We start from the raw sequence: 23,297 nt of genomic DNA on the forward strand, positions 1-23,297 counted from the left end.
GTCGGTATCACGGTCAACCGCAACGCGGTCCCGTTCGACCCGCGCCCGCCGATGGTCACCTCCGGCCTGCGTATCGGCACCGCCGCCCTGGCCACCCGTGGCTTCGGCGACGCCGAGTTCACCGAGGTCGCCGACATCATCGCCGCCGCCCTGGCGGGTACCTCCGACACCGAGTCGCTGCGCGCCCGCGTCGCCGAGCTGGCCCAGAGCGTCCCGCTCTACCAGGGCCTCGAAGATTGGAACCTCGGCTGAGCGCCGGTCGGCCGATGGATGTTCGCCGCGTGCGGGTGTCCACCGGGGGCGCGGGTTCGATGTCTGGGTTGGGAGCTCTGCGGTGACAATGAATGGTTCGGGACGACCCGATTGCGGTGAATCGATCGGCAGCGCAGGGCATTCGGTGGCGCGGAGCCTGCGCACCCATGCCGGTGCACGGGTGCCGTTCTCGGTGGAGTTCAATCCGCCGCGCGACGCGGCGGGCGAAGCACGGTTGTGGCGGGCGGTGCGCGAGTTCGAACGGATGCACCCGGCGTTCGTGTCCATGACCTACGGTGCGGGAGGTTCGACCAAGGACCGCACCGTGCGCATCACCGGGGACCTGGCGCGGGAGACGACGCTGCTGCCGGTGGCGCATCTGACCGCGGTGGGCCACAGCGTCGCCGAGTTGCGTTCTCTGGTCGGCTCCTACGCCGATTCCGGGATCCGGAATCTGCTGGTGCTACGTGGTGACCCGCCGGGGGATCCGCTGGGACCGTGGACCCGACACCCCCAGGGGGTGGGCTACGCCGAGGAACTGGTGCGGATCGTGCGGGACCTCGGTGATTTCCATGTCGGTGTCGCCTCGTTCCCGCAAGGCCATCATCGCTCGCCCGATCTGGACCACGACACCAGGTTCCTGGTGGCCAAACTCCGCGCGGGCGCGGAGTATTCGATCACGCAGATGTTCTTCGACGTCGAGCACTACCTGCGGTTGCGTGATCGGGTCGCCGCGATGGACGCCGCCGAAGCGAGCAAGCCGATCATTCCCGAGCTGATGCCGATCACCTCGTTGCGCACGGTGGCTCGTGCCGAGGAACTGTGCGGGCGGCCGCTGCCCGGACCCGTCATGGCCCGGTTGCGCCGGGCCGCCGGGACCGGTCGTGCGGAGGACCGGTCCGCGGTGCGCGCCGAGGGCATCGCGATCGCGACGGAAATGGCGCAACGCCTGATCAGCGAAGGCGCGCCGTGCCTGCATTTCATCACCCTCAATTTCGCCAAAGCGACCGGTGAAGTGCTGACCAACCTGGGCTACGGCGTCCGGGAGGCACCGTTGCCGGTGCGGTGATCGACTCCACACCACAGATCGCGCGCAACGGTGTGTGGCCATCGGCGACTCCGCGCCGATGGCCACACACCTTGTCGTGCACGGTGATCGGGCGGACGGTCAGTGCCGGGTGTCGGTGGGTGAGTCGGCGGGGGTGTAGGGAATATTCGCGGCGCGGTTGTCGTCGACCCGGATGGCCCGCCCGAGCTGTGGGAAGGCCCGTTGTGCGCAGTTCGGGCGCTCACACACCTTGCAGCCCGCGCCGATCGGGACCGCGGTGGTGTCGTCGTGGAGCGGGAGTCCTTGGGAGTACACCAGTTTCTCGGCGTAGGCGATGTCGCAGCCGAGTCCGATCGCGAAATCGCGCTTGGCGGAGAGGAATCCGGGAGTGCTCTCGTCGGTGGTGCGGGCCAGCCACAGGTACTTGCGGCCGTCGGGCATCTGGGCGATCTGGGTGCGGATGCGCCCCGGGGTCGCGAAGGCGTCGTGGACGACCCACAGCGGGCAGCTGCCGCCGACCCGCGAGAAGTGGAACGCGGTGGCGGACTGGCGTTTGGAGATGTTGCCCGCCCGGTCGATACGCACGAAGAAGAACGGCACACCGCGCTGCCCGGTCCGCTGCAACGTCGACAACCGGTGACAGACGGTCTCGAAACCGACCTCGAACATCGACGACAGCAACTCGATGTCGTAGCGCAGTTCCTCGGCGGCATTGCGGAACCTGTTGTAGGGCAAGATGAGTGCTCCGGCGAAATAGTTGGCCAGACCGATGCGCAACAGGTCGCGTGATTCGGTGGGCATGTTCACCGTGGCGGTGATCGCGTCGATGGTGTGGTTGTGCGTCAGGAATGCCAGCTGGGTCGCGAGCTGGAAAGCGCGCTGACCGGCTGAGAGTCTGCGCGCGAGCGCGATGTGACGCGCCACGGGATCGTAGACCCGTTTGGGGCCGGGATCGGTCGGGTTGTCGGAGCGGATCGTGACGGTGATGCCGTGGCGCTCGTGCAACAGCCGGGTCAGCTGCAGGTCCAACCCGCCGATGCTGAGCCGGTTGTCCCGAAACAGCGATTCCGCGGCCGAATCGAGCTCGGGAATGTGGTTGCGGCGGTCGTAGAAGAAGTCGCGCACGTCCTCGTACGGAGTCACCGCCGCGGCACTCGCGGCCGGAGCCTCGAGACCAGCGGAGATCTGCTCGAGCTGCTGCGTCGCGCTGCGCAGCTTGCGGTGCAGGTTCACCAGCAGATGCGCGGCGGCCGGGACCCGCGCGGTGAGGTCCTCGAGCTCGGCATTGCTGATCCCCGCGGCATCGGGATCCTCGACGAACACGTCATGCAGGTCGGCCAGCAGCCTTGCGTCGGTGTCGGCGGCGAAGAATCCCATGTCCAGATCGAACGTGGCATTGAGTTTGAGCAGCACCTGCACGGTCAGCGGGCGCTGATCGTTCTCGAGCTGATTGACATAGCTCACCGATAGCCCCAGCAGTTTCGCCATCGCGGTCTGCGACAGCCCACGCTGGTCGCGCAGTATGCGCAGCCGTGCGCCCGCGAACATTTTCTGCATGACCAGAATCTAGCACCCACACCTTTCGCAACTTTCACAGATTTGCAGGTCGGTTTCCACAAATTTCGGCATCTGTGAGGCATTTTCCCTGCATATCGAACTGTGTAACGTGCGAAATGTATCGGTGAATATTCGACGCCTGGGAGGCCACTGCTGTGAAGCACCATCTCGTCCGTACCCACCGCTCCGCCGAGGACTTCCCTCGTGAGGAGCACCTGGCGTGGCGGATCGCCGAGGTAGCCACCGATGCGGTGGAGGTTCCGGCCGACACCGAGGAGATGATCGTCAACCGCATCATCGACAACGCCTCGGTCGCCGCGGCCTCGATCACCCGCCGACCGGTCGCCAACGCCCGCGCCCAAGCCCTGGCCCACGCCTATGGTCCGGGCGCGACCGTGTTCGGCGTGCCCGGCCGGTTCTCGCCGGAGTGGGCCGCCTGGGCCAACGGGGTCGCGGTGCGAGAACTGGACTTCCACGACACGTTCCTGGCCGCGGAGTACTCGCACCCGGGCGACAACATCCCCTCGATCCTGGCCGCCGCTCAGCACACCGGCCGCAGCGGCGCCGACCTGATTCGCGGCCTGGCAACCGGTTACGAGATCCAGGTCGACCTGGTGCGCGCGATCTGCCTGCACGAATACAAGATCGACCACGTCGCCCACCTCGGCCCCTCGGCCGCCGCCGGCATCGGCACCCTGCTCGGCCTCGATACCGAGACCATCTACCAGGCGATCGGTCAGGCCCTGCACACCACGACCGCCACCCGCCAGTCCCGCAAGGGCGAGATCTCGAGCTGGAAGGCCTACGCACCGGCCTTCGCCGGGAAGATGGCCGTCGAGGCGGTCGATCGCGCGATGCGCGGCGAAGGCGCCCCCTCACCGATCTGGGAGGGCGAAGACGGTGTCATCGCCTGGCTGCTCGGCGGCCCGAATGCCGAGTACTCGGTGCCGTTGCCGGCACCGGGGGAGGCCAAGCGGGGCATCCTCGACACCTACACCAAGGAGCACTCGGCCGAGTACCAGAGTCAGGCACCGATCGACCTGGCGTTCCGGCTGCGCGAGCGGGTCGGTGATCTGGACCAGATCGCGACCGTCGTGCTGCACACCAGCCACCACACGCACTACGTGATCGGCACCGGCTCGAACGATCCGCAGAAGTTCGATCCCCAGGCCTCGCGCGAGACCCTCGATCACTCGATCATGTACATCTTCGCCGTCGCCCTGCAGGACGGCACCTGGCACCACGAGCGTTCCTACGCCCCCGAGCGTGCCCAGCGGCCCGACACCGTCGAGCTGTGGCGCAAGATCTCCACCGCCGAGGACCCGGAATGGACGCGGCGCTACCACTCCACCGACCCGAACGAGAAGGCCTTCGGTGCTCGCGCCGAAATCACTTTGAAGAGCGGCGAAGTCATCGTCGACGAGCTGGCTGTCGCCGACGCGCATCCGCTGGGTGCCCGCCCGTTCGCCCGTGAGCAGTACATCGCGAAGTTCCGCACGCTGGCCGAGGGTGTCATCGACCCGGCCGAGCAGGATCGTTTCCTCGATGTCGCCCAGCGCACCCCGGAGTTGTCTGCCGACGAACTGGGCCAGCTGAACTTCACCGTCTCCGACGAGGTCCTCGCCCGCGCGCCGAAGCTGCCCAAGGGGCTGTTCTCATGAGCGGGCTACTGGCAGCGTCGACCTCGGCCACCGACAAACGCAGCGCGTTTCGGGCCGGGTTGGCTTCGGACCGGATCCAGCGGATCCCCGGCGCGTTCAATCCGTTGGTGGCCAAGCTGATCCAGGAGATCGGCTTCGAAGGCGTCTACGTCTCCGGCGCCGTGGTCTCCGCCGACCTCGCCCTGCCCGATATCGGGCTCACCACGCTGAGCGAGGTCACCGAGCGCGGCCGCCAGATCGCCCGCGTCACCGACCTGCCGGTCCTCATCGACGCCGACACCGGCTTCGGCGAACCGATGAGCGCGGCCCGCACCGTCACCTTCCTCGAAGACGCAGGCATCGCCGGTGCCCACTTCGAGGACCAGGTCAACCCGAAGCGGTGTGGACACCTCGACGGCAAGGCCGTGGTCCCCGTCGAGGAGATGGTGCGGCGCCTGCGGGCCGCGGTCGCGGCGCGGCGCGACCCGAACTTCGTCATCTGCGCCCGCACGGACGCCGCGGGCATCGAAGGTATCGACGCGGCGATCGACCGAGCGAAGGCCTACGCCGAGGCGGGTGCGGATCTGATCTTCACCGAAGCCCTGCACACCCCGGCCGACTTCGAGAAGTTCCGCGCCGCGGTGGACATCCCGCTGCTGGCGAACATGACCGAGTTCGGTAAGTCCGAACTGATCCCGGCCGCCACGCTGGAGAAGATCGGCTACAACGCCGTGATCTACCCGGTCTCGACGCTGCGGTTGGCGATGTTCGCCGCCGAGGCCGGTCTGCGGGAGATCTTCGAGCAGGGCACCCAGTCCGGTCTGCTGGATCGGATGCAGCACCGCAGCCGCCTGTACGAGGTGCTGCAGTACGAGCGCTACAACGAATTCGACTCCGCCATCTTCAATTTCACCCTCGGAAGGAATCAGTGATGACCGACATCGCTGTGCCCACCATCTACAAAGGCCTTGCCGGCGTCGTCGTCGACACCACCTCGATCTCCAAGGTGGTTCCCGAGACGAACTCGCTGACCTACCGCGGCTATGCCGTGCAGGACCTGGCCGCCAACTGCAGCTTCGAACAAGTCGCCTACCTGCTCTGGCACGGTGAACTGCCCAGCGATGCCCAGTTGGCACTGTTCGCCCAGCGCGAGCGGGCCTCGCGCCGGGCCAACCGGTCACTGCTGGCACTGATCGCCAAGCTGCCCGACAACTGCCATCCGATGGATGTCGTGCGCACCGCGATCAGCTATCTGGGCGCCGAGGACCCTGCCGAGGACGACAATTCCTCCAAGGCCAACCTGGCCAAGTCGCTGCGGATGCTGGCCGTGCTGCCCACGATCGTGGCTGCCGATCACCGACGCCGCCGCGGCCTGGACCCGATCGAACCGCACTCGCACCTGGGCTATGCGGAGAACTTCCTGAACATGTGCTTCGGGACAGTGCCCGCGCCGGAACTGGTGAAAGCGTTCGAGGTCTCGCTGATCCTGTACGCCGAGCACAGCTTCAACGCCTCCACCTTCGCCGCACGGGTGGTCACCTCGACGCTGTCCGATATCTACAGCGCGGTTACCGCCGCCATCGGCGCGCTGAAGGGCCCGTTGCACGGTGGCGCCAATGAGGCGGTCATGCACGACATGCTCGAGATCGGTGACCCGGCGCTGGCCGAGCAGTGGATGCGCAACAAGCTGGCCGAGAAGGAAAAGGTGATGGGCTTCGGTCACCGGGTCTACAAGAACGGTGACTCCCGGGTGCCCACCATGAAGAGCGCGTTCCTCGACATCGCGGCGGCGACCGACGGCGGCAAGTGGGTCCAGATGTACGAGATCCTCGAGGCCACCATGAACGAGGCCACCGGCATCAAGCCCAACCTCGACTTCCCGACCGGCCCGGCCTACTACCTGCTCGGCTTCGATATCGAGGTGTTCACCCCGATCTTCGTGATGAGCCGGATCACCGGCTGGACCGCGCACATCATCGAGCAGGGCGAGGCCAACGCCTTGATCCGGCCCCTGAGCGAGTACGTCGGCGTACCGCAACGCGCGGTCGTCGCCTGACCCGCAGACAGCTCCATCGGCGGCTCGCACAACCCGTGCGGGCCGCCGATCTCGTTCCGGCGCACCACCTTCGCGCCCCGATCCGACAAGGTCGAACCGACATGTTCTCCAAAGTCCTGGTTGCCAACCGCGGTGAGATCGCCATCCGCGCGTTCCGCGCCGCCTACGAACTCGGCGCGAACACCGTCGCGGTGTTCCCCCACGAAGACCGCAACTCCCCGCACCGGCTCAAAGCCGACGAGGCCTACCAGATCGGTGAACCCGGACACCCGGTACGGGCCTACCTGTCCATCGGCGAGATCATCGCCACCGCACGCACCTGCGGCGCCGACGCGGTCTACCCCGGATACGGGTTTCTCTCGGAGAACCCCGGTCTGGCCGCGGCGTGCGCGGCCGCCGACATCACCTTCATCGGTCCGGCACCTGAGGTGCTCGAGCTGACCGGCAACAAGGCCCGCGCCATCGCCGCGGCCAAGGCGGCCGGGCTGCCCGTGCTGGCCTCCTCGGCGCCGTCGACCGATGTCGACGAACTGCTCACCGCGGCAGCCGGCATCGGATTTCCGGTGTTCGTCAAAGCGGTCGCCGGCGGCGGCGGCCGCGGAATGCGCCGGGTCGAGGACCGAGCGCACCTGCGGTCCGCGATCGAAGCCGCCGCCCGCGAAGCCGAAGCAGCCTTCGGCGATCCGACGGTGTTCCTCGAGCAGGCCGTGGTGAACCCGCGCCACATCGAGGTGCAGATCCTGGCCGACCAGCACGGTAACGTGATCCACCTGTTCGAGCGCGACTGCTCGCTGCAGCGCCGCCACCAGAAGGTGATCGAGCTCGCGCCCGCGCCGAACCTGGATCCCGCACTGCGCGAACGGATCTGCGCCGACGCCGTGGCCTTCGCCCGCCGGATCGGCTTCACCTGCGCGGGCACGGTGGAGTTCCTGCTCGACGAGCGCGGCAACCACGTCTTCATCGAGATGAACCCGCGCATCCAGGTCGAGCACACGGTCACCGAGGAGATCACCGACGTCGACCTGGTGCAGGCCCAGATCCGCATCGCGGCGGGACAGAGTCTGGCCGAGCTGGGATTGAGCCAGGAATCGATCACCGTGCGCGGTGCCGCACTGCAATGCCGGATCACCACCGAGGACCCGACCGCCGGATTCCGGCCCGACACCGGTCGCATCACCGGCTACCGCTCGCCCGGCGGTGCTGGTGTGCGCTTGGACGGCGGCGCCGATGTGGGGGCCGAGGTCAGCGCCCACTTCGACTCCATGCTGGTCAAACTCACCTGCCGGGGCCGCGATTTTCCGACCGCGATCGCCCGCGCCCGGCGGGCGGTGACCGAGTTCCGCATCCGTGGCCTGGCCACCAACATCCCGTTCCTGCAGGCAGTCCTGGACGACCCGGACTTCCGCGCAGGTCGCGCCACCACCTCGTTCATCGACGAACGCCCCGAACTGCTCACCCGCCACACCTCGGCCGACCGCGCCTCCAAGATCCTCGAATACCTCGCCGAGGTCACCGTCAACAAGCCCTACGGCGCCCGGCCCACCACCGTCTACCCCCACGACAAACTGCCCACTCTCGACCTGGGGACACCCCCGCCCTCGGGATCGCGGCAGCGGCTGCTCGCCCTCGGCCCGGACGGTTTCGCCCGCGCCCTGCGCGAGCAGAAGGCCCTCGCGGTCACCGACACCACCTTCCGCGACGCGCACCAGTCGCTGCTGGCGACCCGGGTACGCACCAGCGGCCTACTCGCGGTCGCCGGGCACGTGGCGCGGCTGACCCCCGAACTGCTCTCGATCGAGGCGTGGGGTGGCGCGACCTACGATGTGGCGCTGCGCTTCCTGTACGAGGACCCGTGGGAGCGGCTGGCCGCGCTGCGCGAGGCGGTCCCGAACATCAACCTGCAGATGCTGCTGCGTGGCCGTAACACCGTCGGCTACACCCCGTTCCCGGACAAGGTCACCCGCGCTTTCGTCGCCGAGGCCACCGCGACCGGAATCGATATCTTCCGGATCTTCGACGCGCTCAACAACGTCGACCAGATGCGCCCGGCCATCGACGCGGTGCGCGAAACCGGCACGGTCCTGGCCGAAGTCGCGCTGTCCTACACCGGCGACCTCTCCGATCCGCGCGAGGACCTCTACACGCTCGACTACTACCTGAAGCTGGCCGAGCAGATCGCCGACGCCGGTGCCCACGTCCTGGCGATCAAGGACATGGCGGGGCTGTTGCGGCCACCCGCCGCGGCCACTCTCGTCGCCGCGCTGCGCGCCAACTTCGATCTGCCGGTGCACGTGCACACCCACGACACCCCGGGCGGGCAGCTGGCGACCTACCTGGCCGCGTGGCAGGCCGGGGCGGATGCGGTCGACGGTGCCTCGGCGCCGATGGCGGGCAATACCTCCCAGCCCGCCTTGTCGGCGATCGTTGCCGCCGCGGCGAATTCGCCCCAGGACACCGGCCTGAACCTGCAGAACGTCTGCGATCTGGAGCCGTACTGGGAGGCGCTGCGCAAGGTGTACGCGCCGTTCGAGTCGGGTCTGCCCGCGCCGACCGGGCGCGTGTACACCCACGAGATCCCGGGCGGTCAGCTGTCGAACCTGCGTCAGCAGGCGATCGCGCTCGGCCTGGGCGACCGGTTCGAGGAGGTCGAGGCCAAGTACGCCGCGGCCGACCGGCTGCTGGGCCGCCTGATCAAGGTGACCCCGTCGTCGAAGGTCGTCGGTGACCTGGCGCTGGCGCTGGTCGGCACCGGCGTCGACATCGAGGACTTCGCCGCCGATCCGGGCCGCTACGACATCCCCGACTCGGTGATCGGCTTCCTGCGCGGCGAGCTGGGCGAGCCCGCCGGTGGCTGGCCCGAGCCGTTCCGCAGCAAGGCGCTGGCCGGGCGCAACGAGCCCAAGCCGGAGACCCCGCTGACCGCGGCCGATCAGGCCGGGCTCGACGGCACCTCGGCCGAACGCCGCCACACCCTCAACCGCCTGCTGTTCCCCGGCCCGACCGCGGAGTTCCAGGCGCACCGGGAGAAGTACGGCGATATTTCGCGGTTGTCGGCCAACCAGTTCTTCTACGGCCTGCGTCCCGACGAGGAGCACAACGTCGTCCTCGACAAGGGCGTCACGTTGCTCATCCGGCTCCAGGCGATCTCCGAACCCGACGAGCGTGGGATGCGCTCGGTGCTGTGCCAGCTCAACGGCCAGCTACGGCAAGTGGCGGTGCGAGACCGGTCGGTCGCCGATCAGGTCGCCGCCGCGGAGAAGGCCGATCCGACCGACCCCGCACAGCTGGGAGCACCGTTCTCCGGGGTGGTCACCCTCGCTGCCGGGGTAGGCGAGCGAGTCGCCGCGGGTGACACCGTCGCCACGATCGAAGCGATGAAGATGGAGGCCACGATCACCGCTCCGCGAGACGGCGTGATCGACCGGGTCGCGATCAAGCAGGTCCAGCAGGTCGACGGCGGTGACCTGCTGCTGGTGATCGCGACCGAATAGCCCGGCATCGGATCCGGTCACCGGCGGTACCGACACTCGGTGACCGGATCCTCCCGCGCCCCAACGACTTCTGAGCGTCCGATGCCGCCACCGCGTTGGCGGCATCGGTGCCTTGCGGCGTCGACCATCGAGGTCGACTGTGGCCTGCCTGCCCGGCTACGGTTGCAGGGGATGGAGGAAGGAACCGAGCACACGCGGCCTTCTCCTCCGATCTAGCTGATCGTGAACGCACGCGTCCGGTGCCGGTGCCCGAACGCCCTCCTGGCGACGACATTCACCACCGGCGCGGCCATCACAACGATCAGGGCCAGGCCATCGATGCGACGCGCGAAACGGCGTGTGCTCGTGTGCTATTCCCCGAAGGAGTAGGGACCGAACCGGCCCCAGGCCACGAAGGCGGCCAGGACGAGCAAGACGATGTTCACCGCGACGAACGGATATTCCTGTCGCCGCTGATGAACCACGATCGCGCCCGCCATCACGAGGATCAGGCCGACCGCGGCCAGCGGCGTGAGGACGGTGGCGATGCCGAGTGCTGCGGGCACGATGAGCCCCACGGCACCGAGGAGTTCCAGCGCTCCGATCGCTTTGATGGTTCCCGGTTCGAAGTTCTCGACCCAGCCCATGCCGGACTCGGCGAGCTTGCTTTTGGACTGCGCGAGTTTCAGCACGCCCGACATGGTGAACACGGCGGCCAGGAACGCGGCGACGATCCACAGTGCGATGTTCATGAAAGCACCTCTTTCTCATGGCGGATACCGTGTGCGGACCAGGGTTGCTTTTTCGGTGCAGTCGACCATCAGGCGCCGCTGCTCGGGAGTTATCTGCCATTCTGCCGGTCGAGCGGTTCAGCACGGTGGATCAGCGACTCGGATTACTGTTCGAGTCGGACTGTCGAGCAGGCGGCCCAACCGTCGGGTCTGCCTGAATGTCTCCCGCGCCCAGTGGCGCAGGACATCACGATCGGCCTGCGACAGCCGTGTCAGTGGGCGCTCAGTGATTCGATCGCCGCACGCAGTCTCGTCGCGGCCTCGGCGGCGACCGGGACGAGGTCGGCTTCGCCGGTGACCTCGACCATGAGGTCGGGGTTCATGGCCTCGATGATCACATCCTCCTCGTTCGTCGGGTCACGACGAACAACGACGTTGCACGGGAGCAGGAGCCCGATCTGCCGATCGGTGCTGACGGCGCGGTGGGCGAGCGGTGGGTTGCAGGCGCCGAGGATGCGGTAGTCCTCGATGTCCTCGCCGATCTTGGCCTTCAGGGTGGCTTTCATGTCGATGTCGGTGAGGATGCCGAATCCTTGCTCGGACAGGGCGGCTCGGGTGAGTTCGATCGCTTCGTCGAAGGTCGTGTGGACGGTGGTGGACAATGCGAGGCTCATGGTCGCGGTCCTTTCTGTGATGCTCGCCTGTGGCTCGAGTGGTCAGGCGAGTGCGAGGAAGAGCTTTTCCAGTTCGGCTTCGGTCATCGGTTCCGAGCCGTCGGCGGTGTCGCCGGTGAGGCATTCGCGAAGGCCGGTCGCGACGATCTTGAATCCGGCGCGATCGAGAGCGCGGGAGACGGCGGCGAGCTGGGTGACGACCTCCTTGCAGTCGCGACCCTGTTCGATCATCGAGATGACCCCGGCGAGCTGTCCGTTCGCGCGCCGCAGGCGGTTGAGGACCTGAGCGATGGTTTCTTCGTTGCCGACCATGGTTGTACCTTTCTGCGCAGTTCACCCAAGTATACCCCTGGGGGTATCAGCGGGCTCGCAAGCCGCGAGCCCGCGGAAGTGATCTCAGTGGTGGGCGAAGCTGATCGAGGGGAGGGCCTTGCGCAGCCAGGCGGGCGACCACCAGGCAGCATGGCCGGTCAAGCGCAGCAGGACGGGCAGAAGTACCAGTCGGACCGCGAAGGCGTCGAGCAGCACCGCCACGCCGAGGATGATTCCCATCTCCTTGGGCGGCAGCGGCTCGGCAAAGGCGAAGGTGAAGAACACCGCGACCATGACCGCCGCGGCGGCGAAGATCACGCGGCCGGAATGCGCCATTCCGTCGATCTGCGCGACCTCGGGGTCGCCGGAGCGTTCGTAGTGCTCTTTGGCGGTTGCCAGCAGGAACACCGTGTAGTCCATCGCGATGGCGAAGATCATCGCGAAGAAGAACACCGGTCCCCAGCCGTCGAGGAAGCCCTGCGGGGTGAATCCGAGCAGCCCCGCGCCATGGCCGTCCTGGAAGATCAGGCGTGCGACCCCGAACGCCGCGGCGGTCGACAGCAGGCTGACCACGGTACCCAGCACGGCGATCAGCGGCGCCTGGAGTGCGATCAGCAACAGCGCGAAGCCCAGCACCAGGATGATTCCGACGATGATCGGCAGGTACTTGTCCAGGGCGTGCTGCAGATCCAGATTCTCGGCGGGTGCGCCACCTGCCAGGGCTCCGGCCGGCATGGTCGCGCGCAGGTCGTCGAGAATGTCGCCCATCCGTTCGTCCGAAGGGTCGACATCGGGCAGTGCCTGCATCATGACCAGGCCGCTGCCGTCGGCCGCGGGCTGAGCGGGGGTGACCATGGTGATGCCGTCGACGCTCCCTGCGGCCTCAGCGACCCGTGGGGCCTCGGCGGCCGGGGCGATGATCTGAATCATGCCCGGCGCGCCCTTGCCCATTTGCGCTTGGACGAGTTCGTAGCCCTGCCGGACCGGTGCGTCGGTGGGCACGACCTGGATCGAGGGCATCGCCACTTTCAGGCCGATGACGGGGACCGACAGTGCGAGCAACACGAGCAGCGCGCCGATGGCGAACGGCCACGGCTTGTCGTGCAGCAACTTGCCCCACGCCTCGAACCGCGGCGAACGATGCTGCTGGCGCTTTGCGTAGGGCAGTGCGCCCGCGTTGACTTTGCTGCCCAGGGCTCCCAGTGCCGCCGGCAGCAGTGTCATGGTGGCGAGCAGCACGAATGTGACCGCGAACATGATGCCGACCGCCATGGTGCGCACGGCTGGTGCCGGCACGATCAGCACGGCCGACAGGCTGACCAGGACGGTGAGTCCGGACAGCACAACGGCCTTCCCGGCCGTGTCCATGGTCTCGGCGACAGCTGCTCGGGAATTCGGTGCGGTGGTGAGCGCGTCACGGAAACGGGCAACGATGAACAGTGCGTAGTCGATGCCCAACGCGAGGGCGAACATCATGGCGAAGTTCATCGCCCACACCGAGATCGGTGTGACCTGGTTCAGCAGAACCAACCCACCCGCGGAGGCGATCAGCCCTGCCAGGGTCAGCAGGAGCGGCAGCCCGGCGGCGACCATCGACCCGAAGGCCAGCACCATGATCGCCAATGTGACCGGCCACGAGAACAACTCGGCCTTGATCATGGCGTCATGGTTGGCCTTGTTGAAGTCGCTCCACAGCGCTGAGGCGCCGGTCGGGTAGACATCGATCCCGTCCCCCGACACCGCGGTGAGCGCTTCCTTGTGCTCGTCGACGGCTTTGACCATGTCGTCGGTGGAGGCATTCGCGCCGGCGATGAGGATGCCGGTGTGTCCGTCCGGGCTGATCGACATCCCGGGCTGTGGTGCGATCACCTCGCCGAAGCGTGAATCGCCCTCGAACACGTCACCGATCTCGTCGAGTGCCTGCTGAGCCTGCGGACTGTCGAGGGTGTGGATGTCGGAATGGACGACGACCTGCACGGCGGCCGAGGAGTTTCCGCCGAAGTGCTGCTGCGCCAGCTCGCGCACGCGCACCGATTCCGAACCGTTCGCCTGCCAGCCCGCCCCGGCGAGCGAGTCGAACACGCTCGGTGCGGCGGCGCCGAGGGTGACCAGCAGCACGAGCCAGACTCCGACCACAAGCCTGGACCGCCCGGCCATCGTCGCGCCGAGTCGGCCCAGTGCCCCACCTGATATGCCCTGCGGTTCCGGGCTTCGGGCTGGGGACATCGTCAGCGAGTCGCTCATCACATTCCTTTCATACCCCCGGGGGTATATCGATTGCCGAGGTCCAAGATACCCCAGGGGGTATCCAACGGGAAGGGTGGCATGTGGCACACGCGTGAGTTCGGCGGCGAGGACGGTGTAGGCCTACCAGTGCTCGGCGTCTAGGGCCGCCGCTACTCCTGGCTCCATCTCGGGGACGTTTCATCACGAAAGGCCAGGTCAGTCGCGTTCACCTCGGTAGTGGGAGCCGACCCCCGATCGGCATATACCGCAGCAATTCCGCGAACTCGAACCGAATCGCACCGTGCTTGCCGTCGATTACCTCAGGCTCTGTACGTCTGGTCCGTGGTTGGTCACATGCCCGTTCGGGGTGCCACTCCGGCGGTCACAATGAACGGATGCAGGTGTTCATCGCCGAGGCCGAGATCCGGTTCACCGACTACCCGTTCGCGGGGGCGTCGGTGTATCCGCACGGGACGGTCGCGGTCGGGCAGATCCGAGATGTCGACCCGGCCGCGTTGCCGCCGGAAGTCCGTACCGTCAGCGGCGAGACGTTGTTCGTCAGCGCCGCGGATCGGTCCGCGCTGGCGGAGTTCTGCTCGCGCAACGCACTCCCGGTCCGCAGCCGTCCCGACATCTGGGCTGATCTGCTCGAACCTTTTCTCGACACCGCACTCGATGCCGACGCCGAACGGTCCACCGAGGACCGGCTGCACCGTGTGGGTTTGTCCCCGACGGAGATCATCGAGATTCGCGGTCGGGTCGAACGGGCGATGATGTCGTACAACTTCGACAGCATGCTGTGGGAATGGGTGCACCTCGGACTCTACGATCTGCTGTCCGCCGCGGGTGGTACAGGGGCTCGTCGCGCGGCCAGGGCGACGTTGGGTGATCCGGCCTTGCTGTACGAGTGGGCGATGCGGGTCGCCGAACGGTCGACCGAACGTGACTAGTGCTCGACTGCGTGCGTGGGGGCATCTCGCTGCCCTGCCGCAGTCATCAGCTCGAACAGGCGGGTTTCGCGATGACTTGATGGATGTCCTCGTAGAGGATGTCGCCCGGACTTCCGGAGCGCAAGCGAGCCCACCTCACCCCGTGCGCGTCCAGAATCGCCGTGTAACCGTCTATGCGAGAGATCATTTCAGTGGCCGACGACTTGAACCAGGCTGTGGCACCTGGATGCACCCGCCGATCGTAGACGGAAGGTTCTGCAACGCTGCTACAACGGGCACAGCACTTCACACTCCGGGCAACGCTTGTAGTCACCCCACACAGGATCCGACCATGGCATACCCGGAACGATGAATCGTCTGGTCGTTCCGCAAGCGGGAACACGTCGGGGCGGAGCCGCAGCGTGTGCGAGCGGTTCGCCCTCCTCCTTGACGAATCGCACACCGGTATACGGGTTGTCCGGGTCATCACTGCCCTCGTTCACCGCGCGATACCTATGCGAGTAGACCGCCTCGTACTCCACACAACGAGCCTATTCGAGAACACGCCCGCGCAACCGCGGTGAGGTTTCGACGACAATTTCTGCCCCGCCCGACGGCCGACAGGACGCCCGGTGCTACCGAGGGACCCATCGTTGTTGCTTACGCGCCCGGTACGGTGCGGCGCAACCATTCGGTGCGAGTTCGGCGGGCGGCCGCGGACAGGCCGGCTGCGGGGAAGAGCGCGTCGAATCCGTGGAATCCGCCCGCCCAGATATGGAGTTCGGCCTGGCCGCCCGATGCCCAGATGCGGCTGGCGAATTCGACGTCCTCGTCGCGGAAGACTTCGGCTGATCCCGCGTCGATATAGGTGGGTGGTAGGCCGTAGAGGCCGTCGGCTAGGGCGGGGGAGATGTAGGCGGGGACCTGATCATCGGGGAGCGCGGCCAGCAGGGCGTTCCAGGCGAAGGTGTTGGTTTCGTGGGTCCAGACGGTGGGCTCGCCCGAGTACTGCCGGCTGGAGGTGCTGGTGTTGCGGTGGTCGAGCATCGGGCAGCTGAGGATCTGCGCGGCGATGGGTGGGCCGCCGAGATCGCGGGCCATGAGGGTGGTCCCGGCAGCGAGTCCGCCCCCGGCGCTGGTGCCCGCTGTGACGATGCGGTGCGGGTCGATGCCGAGTTCGTCGGCATGGTCGGCGATCCACCGCAGCCCGTCGTAGCAGTCCCGCACGGGGATGATGCCGCCGTATTCGGGGGCGAGGCGGTAGTCGACGGTGACCACAACGGCGCCGATCGCGTCGAGCCACTCCAGTGGGATGTCCAGTTGGGCGAACCGGTCGCCCATGATCATGCCGCCACCGTGCATCCAGTACACGCACGGTGGGGTTTCGGTGGTGGTGTGGGGTGTCAGGACGGTCATCGGGATGTCGTAGCCGTCGGTGCCTGGCACGAGGACCTCGCGGCGATGGATCTGACGGTCTGCCAGCAGGGTCTCGAGCGGTGTGGCGGGAATCTGCCGTAGCTGCGTCAGGATCTCGGAGGTGATCTCGGGGATGAGCGGCATGTCGGTGATCAGGGCACCGAGTTCGGGGTCGAGGGCGGGGCGGGCCGGTGATTTCATCGGAATCCTTTGTGGTGGTGGGTGATCGGGATCAGCAGGCGGCTTTGCCGCCGACGGGGACGTAGTCGGTATAGGGGCCTTCCGCTGCGACGAGTTCGCCGACTTCGGCGACCAACGCTTGGGCTGCCGCGCCGGCGAAGAGCCGGTGATGGTGTTCCTCGCTGGTCCAGCCCTCGGTGACGTGCACCAGATCGGGGTCCGACGCCGAACGGCAGACCAGATACACCAGGCAGTGCTCGCTGGCGCCGGGATTGCCGTCGTCGAGACCGGTCAGCAGCACCTCGACCAACCGGTCGGCCATTCCCGGCTTGGCGGTCAGCAGGGCATTGAATCCGTATCCGATGTTCACTTCGACTCCTTCAGTTCTTGTGCGATCCTCCCGATCTGTGTCGTTCATGTGTGGTGTCGGGAGGAAGTGATGTTCTAATTCAAGCTGTTGGACATGCTTGAACGGTAGGAAGATCATCCTGGAGATTTGCCTGATACTCCGATCTTCTGGAGGACTGATACAGCGGCGTGGTGTCATCGATGCATGAGCATCGACGAACTCGGCGCGCTGCTGTCCAGGCATGTGCGCGCTGATGAGACCACCGCGATCGAGGGTCTGCACATCGCGGCCGTGCAGCGGTCGGGCCCGCCGGAGACGCAGATGCCGGGGACCGTGCTGGCTGTGCTGGCTCAGGGCGCCAAGCGTCTGGCGGTCGGTGCGGAGATGTTCGAGTATCGACCGGGCGATTACCTCATCACCTCGCTGGACCTGCCGGTCACCGGCTCGTTCATCGGTGCGAGCCCGGAGACGCCTGCGCTCGGGCTCGCGTTGGTCCTGGACCCGATCGCGATCGCCGATCTGCTTCTGGCCGCGGGCACGGGCGAGCTGCCGCGCCCGCAGCGCAGGACTGTGCCCGCGGTCGCGGTCGGCGGCCTGACCGCCGAACTCCTCGATGCGCTGATCCGCCTCGTTCGGTTGCTGGACCACCCGCGCGATCAGGCGGCCTTGGCGCCATTGATCAAACGGGAGATCTTGTGGCGGCTGATCACCGGCGAGCAAGGCGAGGCTGTGCGTCAGCTCGGGCTGGCCGAGAGCGGCTTGCACCACATCGGCCGGGCCGTGCGCTGGATCCGAGATCACTATGACGAGCCGTTCCGTGTCGACGACCTGGCTCGTCTGTCCGGGATGAGTTCCTCGGCGTTCTATCGTAATTTCCAGATCGTCACCGCGCAGAGCCCGATCCAGTTCCAGAAGCACATCCGGCTCCAGCAGGCCAGACTGCTGTTGGCCTCGAACTCCCGCGACGTCACCGGAGTGGCCCATCGTGTCGGCTACGACAGCGCGTCACAGTTCAGCCGGGAGTATCGTCGCCTGTTCGGCACCGCGCCCAGTCGCGCGGCCGCGGAACCTCGACCGATTGCTGCCGGATAGCGTTCGGCCCGCGCCGCGCGGTGGAACCTCGACCGGTGGGTCGCTTCAGAGCCGCTCGCCACCGGAGACTTCGAGTACCTGTCCGGTGACCCACGCTGCGGCGTCGCTGAGCAGGAACGCGATGGCCTGGGCCACGTCGTCGGGTTCCCCGATGCGGCCCAGCGCGATCGCCTCGGCGATGGCCGGGACCAGCTCGGGCATCCTGGTGAAGGCGTCGTCGGCGATTCTCGTCCGCGTCGTTCCGGGCGCCACCGCGTTGACTCGGATTCCGCGGTGCGCGAGCTCTTTCGCCCAGAATGCCGTCACGGTGTGCATGGCACTCTTGTACGCCGCGTAGGCGGAGTATCCGGGAGTCGTGCGGGAGGGCAGGGCGGAGGTGCTGCCGGTGTTGACGATCGCCGCGCCGTCGGCGAGTACCGGAAGTAGCTTCTGGGTCAAGAAATACGGGCCCTTGAACAGCACGTTGTGAAAGGTATCGAAGGTTTCCTCGGTGATATCGGCGAACATCGCCGGGCCGCCGATGCCGGCGTTGTTGACCAGATAGTCGAGTGTGCTGGTGCCCCACCGGGATTCCATCTCGATCTGCAACCGGTTGACGAAGTCGTCGATGCCATCGATTCGGGCCAGATTCAGGGGCAGCGCGATCGCTGCGCCGCCCTCGGCCTCGATGTCGGCGACGGTCTGTTCGGCATCGCCGGGGTGCGACCGGAAGGTGGTGACGACTCCGATTCCCCGGCGGGCAAGCAGACGCGCGGTAGCTTGCCCGATACTGGCGCTGCCTCCGGTGATGAGTGCGATCTTCATGTGGTGAACCGCCTTGTTGTGAGGTTGTTAACTGCTAGTTAACTGCTCCTATTCAATGCGACATGGTGCTTCCGTCGTAGACGGAAACCATCAGCGACTTGCCTATTCCTCTACAGTTGCCGCAGAACGTGGTCGCCACGATCTCTGCCGTGGATGCGTGGCTCACCTCGAACCGAACGGGGACAATTGCTTTGCTGCTGAGCCGGACCTATTTCGTGAGTCCGAGGAGGGCGGCGGTGAGTCCGTAGTCGGGGCCGAACTCCTGCATGTTCCCGGAGCGGCATCCATCGGCCCTCATCTGGATCCGCTCGCAGAACACACTGATGATTTCGCCCGACAGGGCAGATCCGATTCGGATGTTCTGGCGAAAGTACCTTCCGTCCTTGTCCATTGTGCGATCGATGTTCTCCATCAGGAGCGGTGTGAGGTCGACGATCTCGATCAGTGCGCCGGAGTTGGCGCGTAGTTGGTTGGTGACGTTGGTCAGCCCCGTCAGCGAAGTCGACAGTTCGTCGGCGTGCTCGCCGAACATCGTGGAGGTGTTGGCCAGGAACGCGTTCAGCTGATCCAGGGTGGCTTGCAGGCCGGGGGCCTGTTCGGCCAGCAGGCCCGACATGGCGGTGACCCGGTTGCTGAAGTCGCGCACCGACTGGTCGTTGTCGGCCAGCATCGTCGTCAGCTCGTTGAGCTTGATGATGATGTTGGAGATGGCGTCCTTGTTGTCGACACCGATCTTCAACGCCGAAGACAGGGCGTCGAGGGTTTCGCGGATCTTCTGGCCGTTGCCGTTGAGGACCGGGTAGAGCACCCGGCCAGAGAGCGGGCCGAGTCCTTCCTGACCGGGTTCCGGCTTGAGCGAGGCGGAGAACTGGTCGATTGTCTTGATCATCGTGTCCAGCTCGACCGGGGTCCTGGTGCGTGCCTTGGGCAGGTGCTCACCGGACTTCATCGACTCACCGCCGGTGAAGGGCGGGGTGATCTCGATGTGGCGGTCGGTCACGATCGACGGCGAGATGATCGCGGCGATCGCTTCCTTGGGGATCTTCACGCCGCCGTCGATGGTCATGTGGACCTCGACGTAGGTGCCCTTGGGGATGATCTTGTCGACCTTGCCGACCGCTAGGCCCAGGACCATGACGTCGTTGCCCTCGTACATGCCTGCGATGTTCTCGAAATCCGCAGTGATCTCGGTGGCAGGAGTCGGCACAGGCGAACAGCCGGTGAGCGCACCAACGGTCAGTCCGACCGCGACGCACAGCCATCGGAACCCGGTCCTGTTTCTGGCCACCATGAGCGGGCCCCCTTCGAGCACGAGAAGTGATGAGATGATCACAAATGATAGGTACCCGGTGGCGACATGGTGATGACTTCATCAAATTTGACTGCGAACTCGCCTGGTGGGGCGCCGCGGGGATGATTCGCGCCACTCGCGCCTGTCGCGTTGTTGCATCTCGTGAACGAGTGGGTCAGTATTGATGAAATAGTCACATCGAATCCGATGGTGCGAGCTCGGTGGATCGGTGACCGGACACCCTGTTCAGCGAACCGCTTTCCGGAGACGACCACGCGTCCTGCTTCGAGGTTGTCACCCCCTGTCAGGAGGAGAGATGGAGTACGAACGAGCCGCGTCACCGCCCACGGCGGAATCCGGCGCTTCGGTTGCCGGACGCGCGGGCACAGCGGGTGTTCTCGTCGCGATGTGCACCTGCCTGGTGCTGGTCGTCGCCTCGGTGTCGGCGCTCAACCTGGCGATGCCGGACCTGGCCGTCGATCTGTCGGCGTCCACGACGTCGTTGACCTGGATCGCGGACGCCTACACCGTCGCTCTGGCCGCACTCGTCCTGCCGATCGGTGCGCTCGGCGACCGATTCGGCCGGCGGAACATCCTGATCGGGGGCACGATCGTCTTCGCGGTCGGGTCCCTGGCCGCCGCCTCGGTGGACACGACCGAACTGCTCATCGGATGGCGCGCGGTGATGGGCGTCGGTGCCGCCATGATCATGCCCGGAACGCTGTCGACCATCACGGCGGCCTTTCCCGCCGACCGCCGGGATCGCGGTGTCGCGGTCTGGTCGGGATTCGCGGCAGCGGGCGCGATCATCGGTCTGCTCGGCGCGGGACTCCTGCTCGAGCAGTGGAGTTGGCGCTCGATCTTCGTCGCCGGTGCCGTGGTCGCCGTGCTCGGTGGGCTGCTGGCACTGATCCTGGCGCCCGACACCAAGGACGCGGAACGGCATCCACTCGACCATCCGGGGGCATGGACCAGCGCGGTGGCGATCGGCGCCCTTGTCTACGGAATCATCGAGGGCAGCGAGGCGGGCTGGACCAGCTGGCCTGTGGTCGCGAGCCTCGCGGTGTCCGCGGTCGCGTTGGCGCTGTACGCGGTTCTCGGGCTGCGCAACAATCACCCCTTGCTCGATCCCCGGCTGTTCGGTATCCCCGGATTCCGGGCCGGCGCGATCACGATCCTGGTCCAGTTCATGGCCGTTTTCGGGTTCTTCTTCGTCGGACTGCAGTACCTGCAGCTGATCCTGGGCTACAGCCCGCTGAAGAGTGCCCTGGCGCTGGTTCCGATCGCGGTGGTGGTCCTGCCGACCAGCGTTCTCACCCCGCGGCTGACGCGCCTGGCCGGAATCAAGGCGGTGATGGGCGTCGGGCTGTTGCTGCTGGCCGCCGGGATGCTCGCGCTGTCGTTCCTGGAGGTCGACTCCGGCTATCTCCCGTTCTTCGGCGGCCTGCTCGTGTCCGGACTCGGCGTCGGCCTGACCAGCACCGTCGGCACCGCGGTCATCGTCGGATCATTGCGAACCGAGCAGCAGGGTGTCGCCTCGGCGATGAACGACGCGACTCGCGAAGTCGGCTCCGCGGTCGGCATCGCGCTGATGGGCTCGGTCTTCGCGAGTCACTACAAGTCGGGATTGCCGTCGATCGACCAGTTGCCGCCGGAAGCCGCGCATGCGGTGGAGTCCTCGCCCGCGGCCGGTATCCATGTCGCGGGTCTGATCGGTCCGCAAGGCCCGGCGCTGGCCGACGCGGTGCGGTCGGCTTTCATCGACGGGCTCACGGCGTCGTTGATCGCGGTGGGCGTCATCGTCGCCGTCGCGGGAATCGGCGCGCTGCTGTTCGCGCCGCACCAGCAGCCCACTCCGGAATAGCTGCGGCGAACGTCTGTGGACGCGCCGGATCGAGGGAATCGATTCAGAAAGGAACGGTTGGGGATGTCGAATCTGCGCCGCCTCGTCACCGTGCCCGTGATCGGGGTCGTGCTCTCCGCCGCGCTGTTGGCCGCCGGGTGCGCCGTCCCCGGCGGGACGCATCATGGCGACGGAGGTTCAACGGCCGCAACGCCGCACGACACGTCGAGTGCCGTTCCGGTGGAGGCGGTCGCGCCCGGCGACGCCGGACATCGATGGGCGGCTGCCGGCGCCGCCGTCTTGACGCCCGGCATCCAGGCGAATACGCAGGGAGCTGGGCAGTGCACGACGAACTATGTCTTCGTCGACGACACCGGTGGGGTCTATCTCGGGCAGGCCGCGCATTGCGCCTCCCTGGGTGAGTCCACCGAAACCGACGGATGTCAGGCCACGAGTCAGCCGCTCGACACCGCGGTGCAGTTCACTCGCCATAGCTCACTCCGCGGCGCCGGCACCACCATCGGTACCGGCCGGCTGGCCTACAGCAGCTGGCTGACCATGCAGCAACTCGGTGAGGCGGATCGAAACGCGTGTGCGTACAACGACTTCGCGCTGATCGAGATCGACCCCGCACTCGTCGATCAGGTCAACCCGAGCCTGCCCTACTGGGGTGGCCCCACCGGGCTCAACACCACCGGCACGCCCGCGGGGGACCGCGTGTACAGCTATGGGAACTCCAGCTTGCGCGCCGGACTCGCGGCTCTGTCGCCCCAGCGGGGTGAGAGCTTCGCCGATGACGGCTCTCTCGGCGGGTGGTCCCACGCGCTGAAATCGCCGACCCCCGGCATCCCCGGCGACAGCGGGGCCGCCTTCCTCGACAGCGAAGGACGGGCCGTCGGCACGCTGTCGACGCTGGGGATCGGGCTCCCCATCGTCAACAACATCGGCGACATCAGTCGTGAACTCGCCTACGCACGAGCGCATTCCGGGATCTCCGGACTGCGCCTCGTGCTCGGAACCGAAGAATTCGACCCCAACCGGTGACAAGGAGTGGACACCGTGATTGCACGACGACGGACTGAGCGCTGGCGGGCCGGCGCGGTGGTCTGCGCCGCGTTGCTGGTCGGGGGCGGCGCCGCCGGTGCCGACGGGCTCACCTCGGGCAGCCGAGCGGGCTCCGGCGAAGCTCGGGACCAGCCGCTGCTGACGTCGAGCGAACTGCCCGCTGGATCTTCCCCGGTCGAGGTATCGGAGGACCGGATCGCCGACGGATTCGCCACCGCGGCGGGGACCGTCGACTGGAGCACCACCGCCGGACCGTCTGCGGAAATCCGCAACAGGAGGGTGCGTATGACCAATCACTCATATATGATGAAGCTATCAGCACATGCTGAGGGCTATGCCACGTGACGTACGCCTGGGCGACG

General features: G+C 66.8%; 19 protein-coding genes and 1 pseudogene. 11 read left to right on the forward strand and 9 right to left on the reverse strand.

Going from position 1 to position 23,297, the window contains the following annotated elements:
- Both ACFYWJ_RS19865 and ACFYWJ_RS19870 read left to right on the forward strand, forming a co-directional pair.
- Positions 1 to 252 (forward strand): annotated as a pseudogene (locus ACFYWJ_RS19865) (serine hydroxymethyltransferase); the annotation flags it as partial.
- Between the two features lie 145 nt (positions 253 to 397).
- Positions 398 to 1,321, forward strand: coding sequence for a methylenetetrahydrofolate reductase (locus tag ACFYWJ_RS19870; RefSeq protein ID WP_355284956.1), 924 nt, complete (start codon positions 398 to 400; stop codon positions 1,319 to 1,321).
- A gap of 99 nt (positions 1,322 to 1,420) precedes the next feature.
- Here the strand turns inward: ACFYWJ_RS19870 and ACFYWJ_RS19875 are convergent, their stop codons facing one another.
- Positions 1,421 to 2,857, reverse strand: a complete 1,437-nt coding sequence (locus ACFYWJ_RS19875) for a short-chain fatty acyl-CoA regulator family protein (RefSeq protein ID WP_355284953.1) — start codon at positions 2,855 to 2,857, stop codon at positions 1,421 to 1,423.
- Positions 2,858 to 3,012: 155 nt separating this feature from the next.
- On the opposite strand from ACFYWJ_RS19875, the gene prpD reads away from it, so the two are divergent.
- From prpD to ACFYWJ_RS19895, 4 genes are all read left to right on the forward strand, one after another.
- Positions 3,013 to 4,518 carry a 2-methylcitrate dehydratase PrpD gene (prpD, locus tag ACFYWJ_RS19880; protein ID WP_355284950.1) on the forward strand — a complete coding sequence of 502 codons (1,506 nt, stop codon included), beginning with the start codon at positions 3,013 to 3,015 and terminating at the stop codon, positions 4,516 to 4,518.
- On the forward strand, positions 4,515 to 5,429 hold the full coding sequence (prpB, locus tag ACFYWJ_RS19885) for a methylisocitrate lyase (RefSeq protein WP_355284947.1): 915 nt from the start codon (positions 4,515 to 4,517) through the stop codon (positions 5,427 to 5,429). The genes prpD and prpB overlap by 4 nt, the downstream gene beginning before the upstream one ends.
- Positions 5,429 to 6,553 carry a bifunctional 2-methylcitrate synthase/citrate synthase gene (locus tag ACFYWJ_RS19890; RefSeq protein ID WP_355284944.1) on the forward strand — a complete coding sequence of 375 codons (1,125 nt, stop codon included), beginning with the start codon at positions 5,429 to 5,431 and terminating at the stop codon, positions 6,551 to 6,553. The genes prpB and ACFYWJ_RS19890 overlap by 1 nt, the downstream gene beginning before the upstream one ends.
- Before the next feature lie 101 nt (positions 6,554 to 6,654).
- On the forward strand, positions 6,655 to 10,044 hold the full coding sequence (locus ACFYWJ_RS19895) for a pyruvate carboxylase (RefSeq protein ID WP_387162212.1): 3,390 nt from the start codon (positions 6,655 to 6,657) through the stop codon (positions 10,042 to 10,044).
- A gap of 350 nt (positions 10,045 to 10,394) precedes the next feature.
- On the opposite strand, the gene ACFYWJ_RS19900 is transcribed toward ACFYWJ_RS19895, so the two are convergent.
- The 4 genes from ACFYWJ_RS19900 to ACFYWJ_RS19915 form a co-directional block, all read right to left on the reverse strand.
- Positions 10,395 to 10,775: a DoxX family protein gene (locus ACFYWJ_RS19900; RefSeq protein WP_355272997.1), complete on the reverse strand. Its 381-nt coding sequence runs from the start codon at positions 10,773 to 10,775 to the stop codon at positions 10,395 to 10,397.
- Positions 10,776 to 11,026: 251 nt separating this feature from the next.
- Positions 11,027 to 11,428, reverse strand: a complete 402-nt coding sequence (locus ACFYWJ_RS19905) for a DUF302 domain-containing protein (protein WP_355272994.1) — start codon at positions 11,426 to 11,428, stop codon at positions 11,027 to 11,029.
- Between the two features lie 42 nt (positions 11,429 to 11,470).
- The gene (locus ACFYWJ_RS19910) at positions 11,471 to 11,740 is read right to left on the reverse strand and encodes a metal-sensitive transcriptional regulator (protein WP_355272644.1); all 270 of its coding nucleotides are present in this window, start codon (positions 11,738 to 11,740) and stop codon (positions 11,471 to 11,473) included.
- Positions 11,741 to 11,824: 84 nt separating this feature from the next.
- Positions 11,825 to 13,966 (reverse strand): MMPL family transporter, encoded by a 2,142-nt coding sequence (locus ACFYWJ_RS19915; protein WP_355273077.1) that lies wholly within the window; start codon positions 13,964 to 13,966, stop codon positions 11,825 to 11,827.
- A gap of 395 nt (positions 13,967 to 14,361) precedes the next feature.
- Between ACFYWJ_RS19915 and ACFYWJ_RS19920 the strand changes: the two genes are divergently transcribed.
- Entirely contained in the window at positions 14,362 to 14,916 is a 555-nt protein-coding gene (locus ACFYWJ_RS19920) for a hypothetical protein (RefSeq protein WP_355272992.1), read from the forward strand.
- Between the two features lie 639 nt (positions 14,917 to 15,555).
- Here ACFYWJ_RS19920 and ACFYWJ_RS19925 read toward each other — a convergent pair.
- The gene (locus tag ACFYWJ_RS19925; protein ID WP_355272989.1) at positions 15,556 to 16,512 is read right to left on the reverse strand and encodes an alpha/beta hydrolase; all 957 of its coding nucleotides are present in this window, start codon (positions 16,510 to 16,512) and stop codon (positions 15,556 to 15,558) included.
- Between the two features lie 31 nt (positions 16,513 to 16,543).
- Positions 16,544 to 16,861 carry an antibiotic biosynthesis monooxygenase gene (locus ACFYWJ_RS19930; RefSeq protein ID WP_355272986.1) on the reverse strand — a complete coding sequence of 106 codons (318 nt, stop codon included), beginning with the start codon at positions 16,859 to 16,861 and terminating at the stop codon, positions 16,544 to 16,546.
- 183 nt (positions 16,862 to 17,044) lie between these two features.
- Here ACFYWJ_RS19930 and ACFYWJ_RS19935 point away from each other — a divergent pair, with 183 nt between their 5' ends.
- Positions 17,045 to 17,932: an AraC family transcriptional regulator gene (locus ACFYWJ_RS19935; RefSeq protein WP_355272983.1), complete on the forward strand. Its 888-nt coding sequence runs from the start codon at positions 17,045 to 17,047 to the stop codon at positions 17,930 to 17,932.
- Positions 17,933 to 17,977: 45 nt separating this feature from the next.
- Here ACFYWJ_RS19935 and ACFYWJ_RS19940 read toward each other — a convergent pair whose 3' ends face one another.
- Positions 17,978 to 18,736 carry an SDR family oxidoreductase gene (locus ACFYWJ_RS19940; RefSeq protein WP_355272981.1) on the reverse strand — a complete coding sequence of 253 codons (759 nt, stop codon included), beginning with the start codon at positions 18,734 to 18,736 and terminating at the stop codon, positions 17,978 to 17,980.
- Between the two features lie 208 nt (positions 18,737 to 18,944).
- Positions 18,945 to 20,027: an MlaD family protein gene (locus ACFYWJ_RS19945; RefSeq protein ID WP_355272978.1), complete on the reverse strand. Its 1,083-nt coding sequence runs from the start codon at positions 20,025 to 20,027 to the stop codon at positions 18,945 to 18,947.
- A 316-nt stretch (positions 20,028 to 20,343) separates the two neighbouring features.
- On the opposite strand from ACFYWJ_RS19945, the gene ACFYWJ_RS19950 reads away from it, so the two are divergent.
- The 3 genes from ACFYWJ_RS19950 to ACFYWJ_RS19960 all read left to right on the forward strand — a co-directional run bounded on the left by ACFYWJ_RS19950 (position 20,344) and on the right by ACFYWJ_RS19960 (position 23,280).
- A complete protein-coding gene (locus ACFYWJ_RS19950; RefSeq protein ID WP_355272975.1) occupies positions 20,344 to 21,891 on the forward strand; it encodes an MFS transporter in 1,548 nt (515 codons plus the stop codon).
- Positions 21,892 to 21,954: 63 nt separating this feature from the next.
- Complete coding sequence (locus ACFYWJ_RS19955) at positions 21,955 to 22,914, forward strand: hypothetical protein (RefSeq protein WP_355272972.1); 960 nt, start codon at positions 21,955 to 21,957, stop codon at positions 22,912 to 22,914.
- A gap of 15 nt (positions 22,915 to 22,929) precedes the next feature.
- Positions 22,930 to 23,280 carry a hypothetical protein gene (locus tag ACFYWJ_RS19960; RefSeq protein WP_355272969.1) on the forward strand — a complete coding sequence of 117 codons (351 nt, stop codon included), beginning with the start codon at positions 22,930 to 22,932 and terminating at the stop codon, positions 23,278 to 23,280.
- Positions 23,281 to 23,297: the final 17 nt, after the last annotated feature.

The sequence above is a fragment of the Nocardia sp. NPDC003269 genome (assembly GCF_042888005.1).
GTDB lineage: Bacteria > Actinomycetota > Actinomycetes > Mycobacteriales > Mycobacteriaceae > Nocardia.

What these genes read in the sequence shown, in the direction of transcription:
- ACFYWJ_RS19875 (WP_355284953.1), bottom strand. Translation starts at nt 2,857, where the DNA reads ATGCAGAAAATGTTCGCGGGCGCACGGCTGCGCATACTGCGCGACCAG.
- prpB (WP_355284947.1), top strand. Translation starts at nt 4,515, where the DNA reads ATGAGCGGGCTACTGGCAGCGTCGACCTCGGCCACCGACAAACGCAGC.
- ACFYWJ_RS19890 (WP_355284944.1), top strand. Translation starts at nt 5,429, where the DNA reads ATGACCGACATCGCTGTGCCCACCATCTACAAAGGCCTTGCCGGCGTC.
- ACFYWJ_RS19895 (WP_387162212.1), top strand. Translation starts at nt 6,655, where the DNA reads ATGTTCTCCAAAGTCCTGGTTGCCAACCGCGGTGAGATCGCCATCCGC.
- ACFYWJ_RS19900 (WP_355272997.1), bottom strand. Translation starts at nt 10,775, where the DNA reads ATGAACATCGCACTGTGGATCGTCGCCGCGTTCCTGGCCGCCGTGTTC.
- ACFYWJ_RS19905 (WP_355272994.1), bottom strand. Translation starts at nt 11,428, where the DNA reads ATGAGCCTCGCATTGTCCACCACCGTCCACACGACCTTCGACGAAGCG.
- ACFYWJ_RS19910 (WP_355272644.1), bottom strand. Translation starts at nt 11,740, where the DNA reads ATGGTCGGCAACGAAGAAACCATCGCTCAGGTCCTCAACCGCCTGCGG.
- ACFYWJ_RS19915 (WP_355273077.1), bottom strand. Translation starts at nt 13,966, where the DNA reads ATGTCCCCAGCCCGAAGCCCGGAACCGCAGGGCATATCAGGTGGGGCA.
- ACFYWJ_RS19920 (WP_355272992.1), top strand. Translation starts at nt 14,362, where the DNA reads ATGCAGGTGTTCATCGCCGAGGCCGAGATCCGGTTCACCGACTACCCG.
- ACFYWJ_RS19925 (WP_355272989.1), bottom strand. Translation starts at nt 16,512, where the DNA reads ATGAAATCACCGGCCCGCCCCGCCCTCGACCCCGAACTCGGTGCCCTG.
- ACFYWJ_RS19935 (WP_355272983.1), top strand. Translation starts at nt 17,045, where the DNA reads ATGAGCATCGACGAACTCGGCGCGCTGCTGTCCAGGCATGTGCGCGCT.
- ACFYWJ_RS19940 (WP_355272981.1), bottom strand. Translation starts at nt 18,736, where the DNA reads ATGAAGATCGCACTCATCACCGGAGGCAGCGCCAGTATCGGGCAAGCT.
- ACFYWJ_RS19945 (WP_355272978.1), bottom strand. Translation starts at nt 20,027, where the DNA reads ATGGTGGCCAGAAACAGGACCGGGTTCCGATGGCTGTGCGTCGCGGTC.
- ACFYWJ_RS19950 (WP_355272975.1), top strand. Translation starts at nt 20,344, where the DNA reads ATGGAGTACGAACGAGCCGCGTCACCGCCCACGGCGGAATCCGGCGCT.
- ACFYWJ_RS19955 (WP_355272972.1), top strand. Translation starts at nt 21,955, where the DNA reads ATGTCGAATCTGCGCCGCCTCGTCACCGTGCCCGTGATCGGGGTCGTG.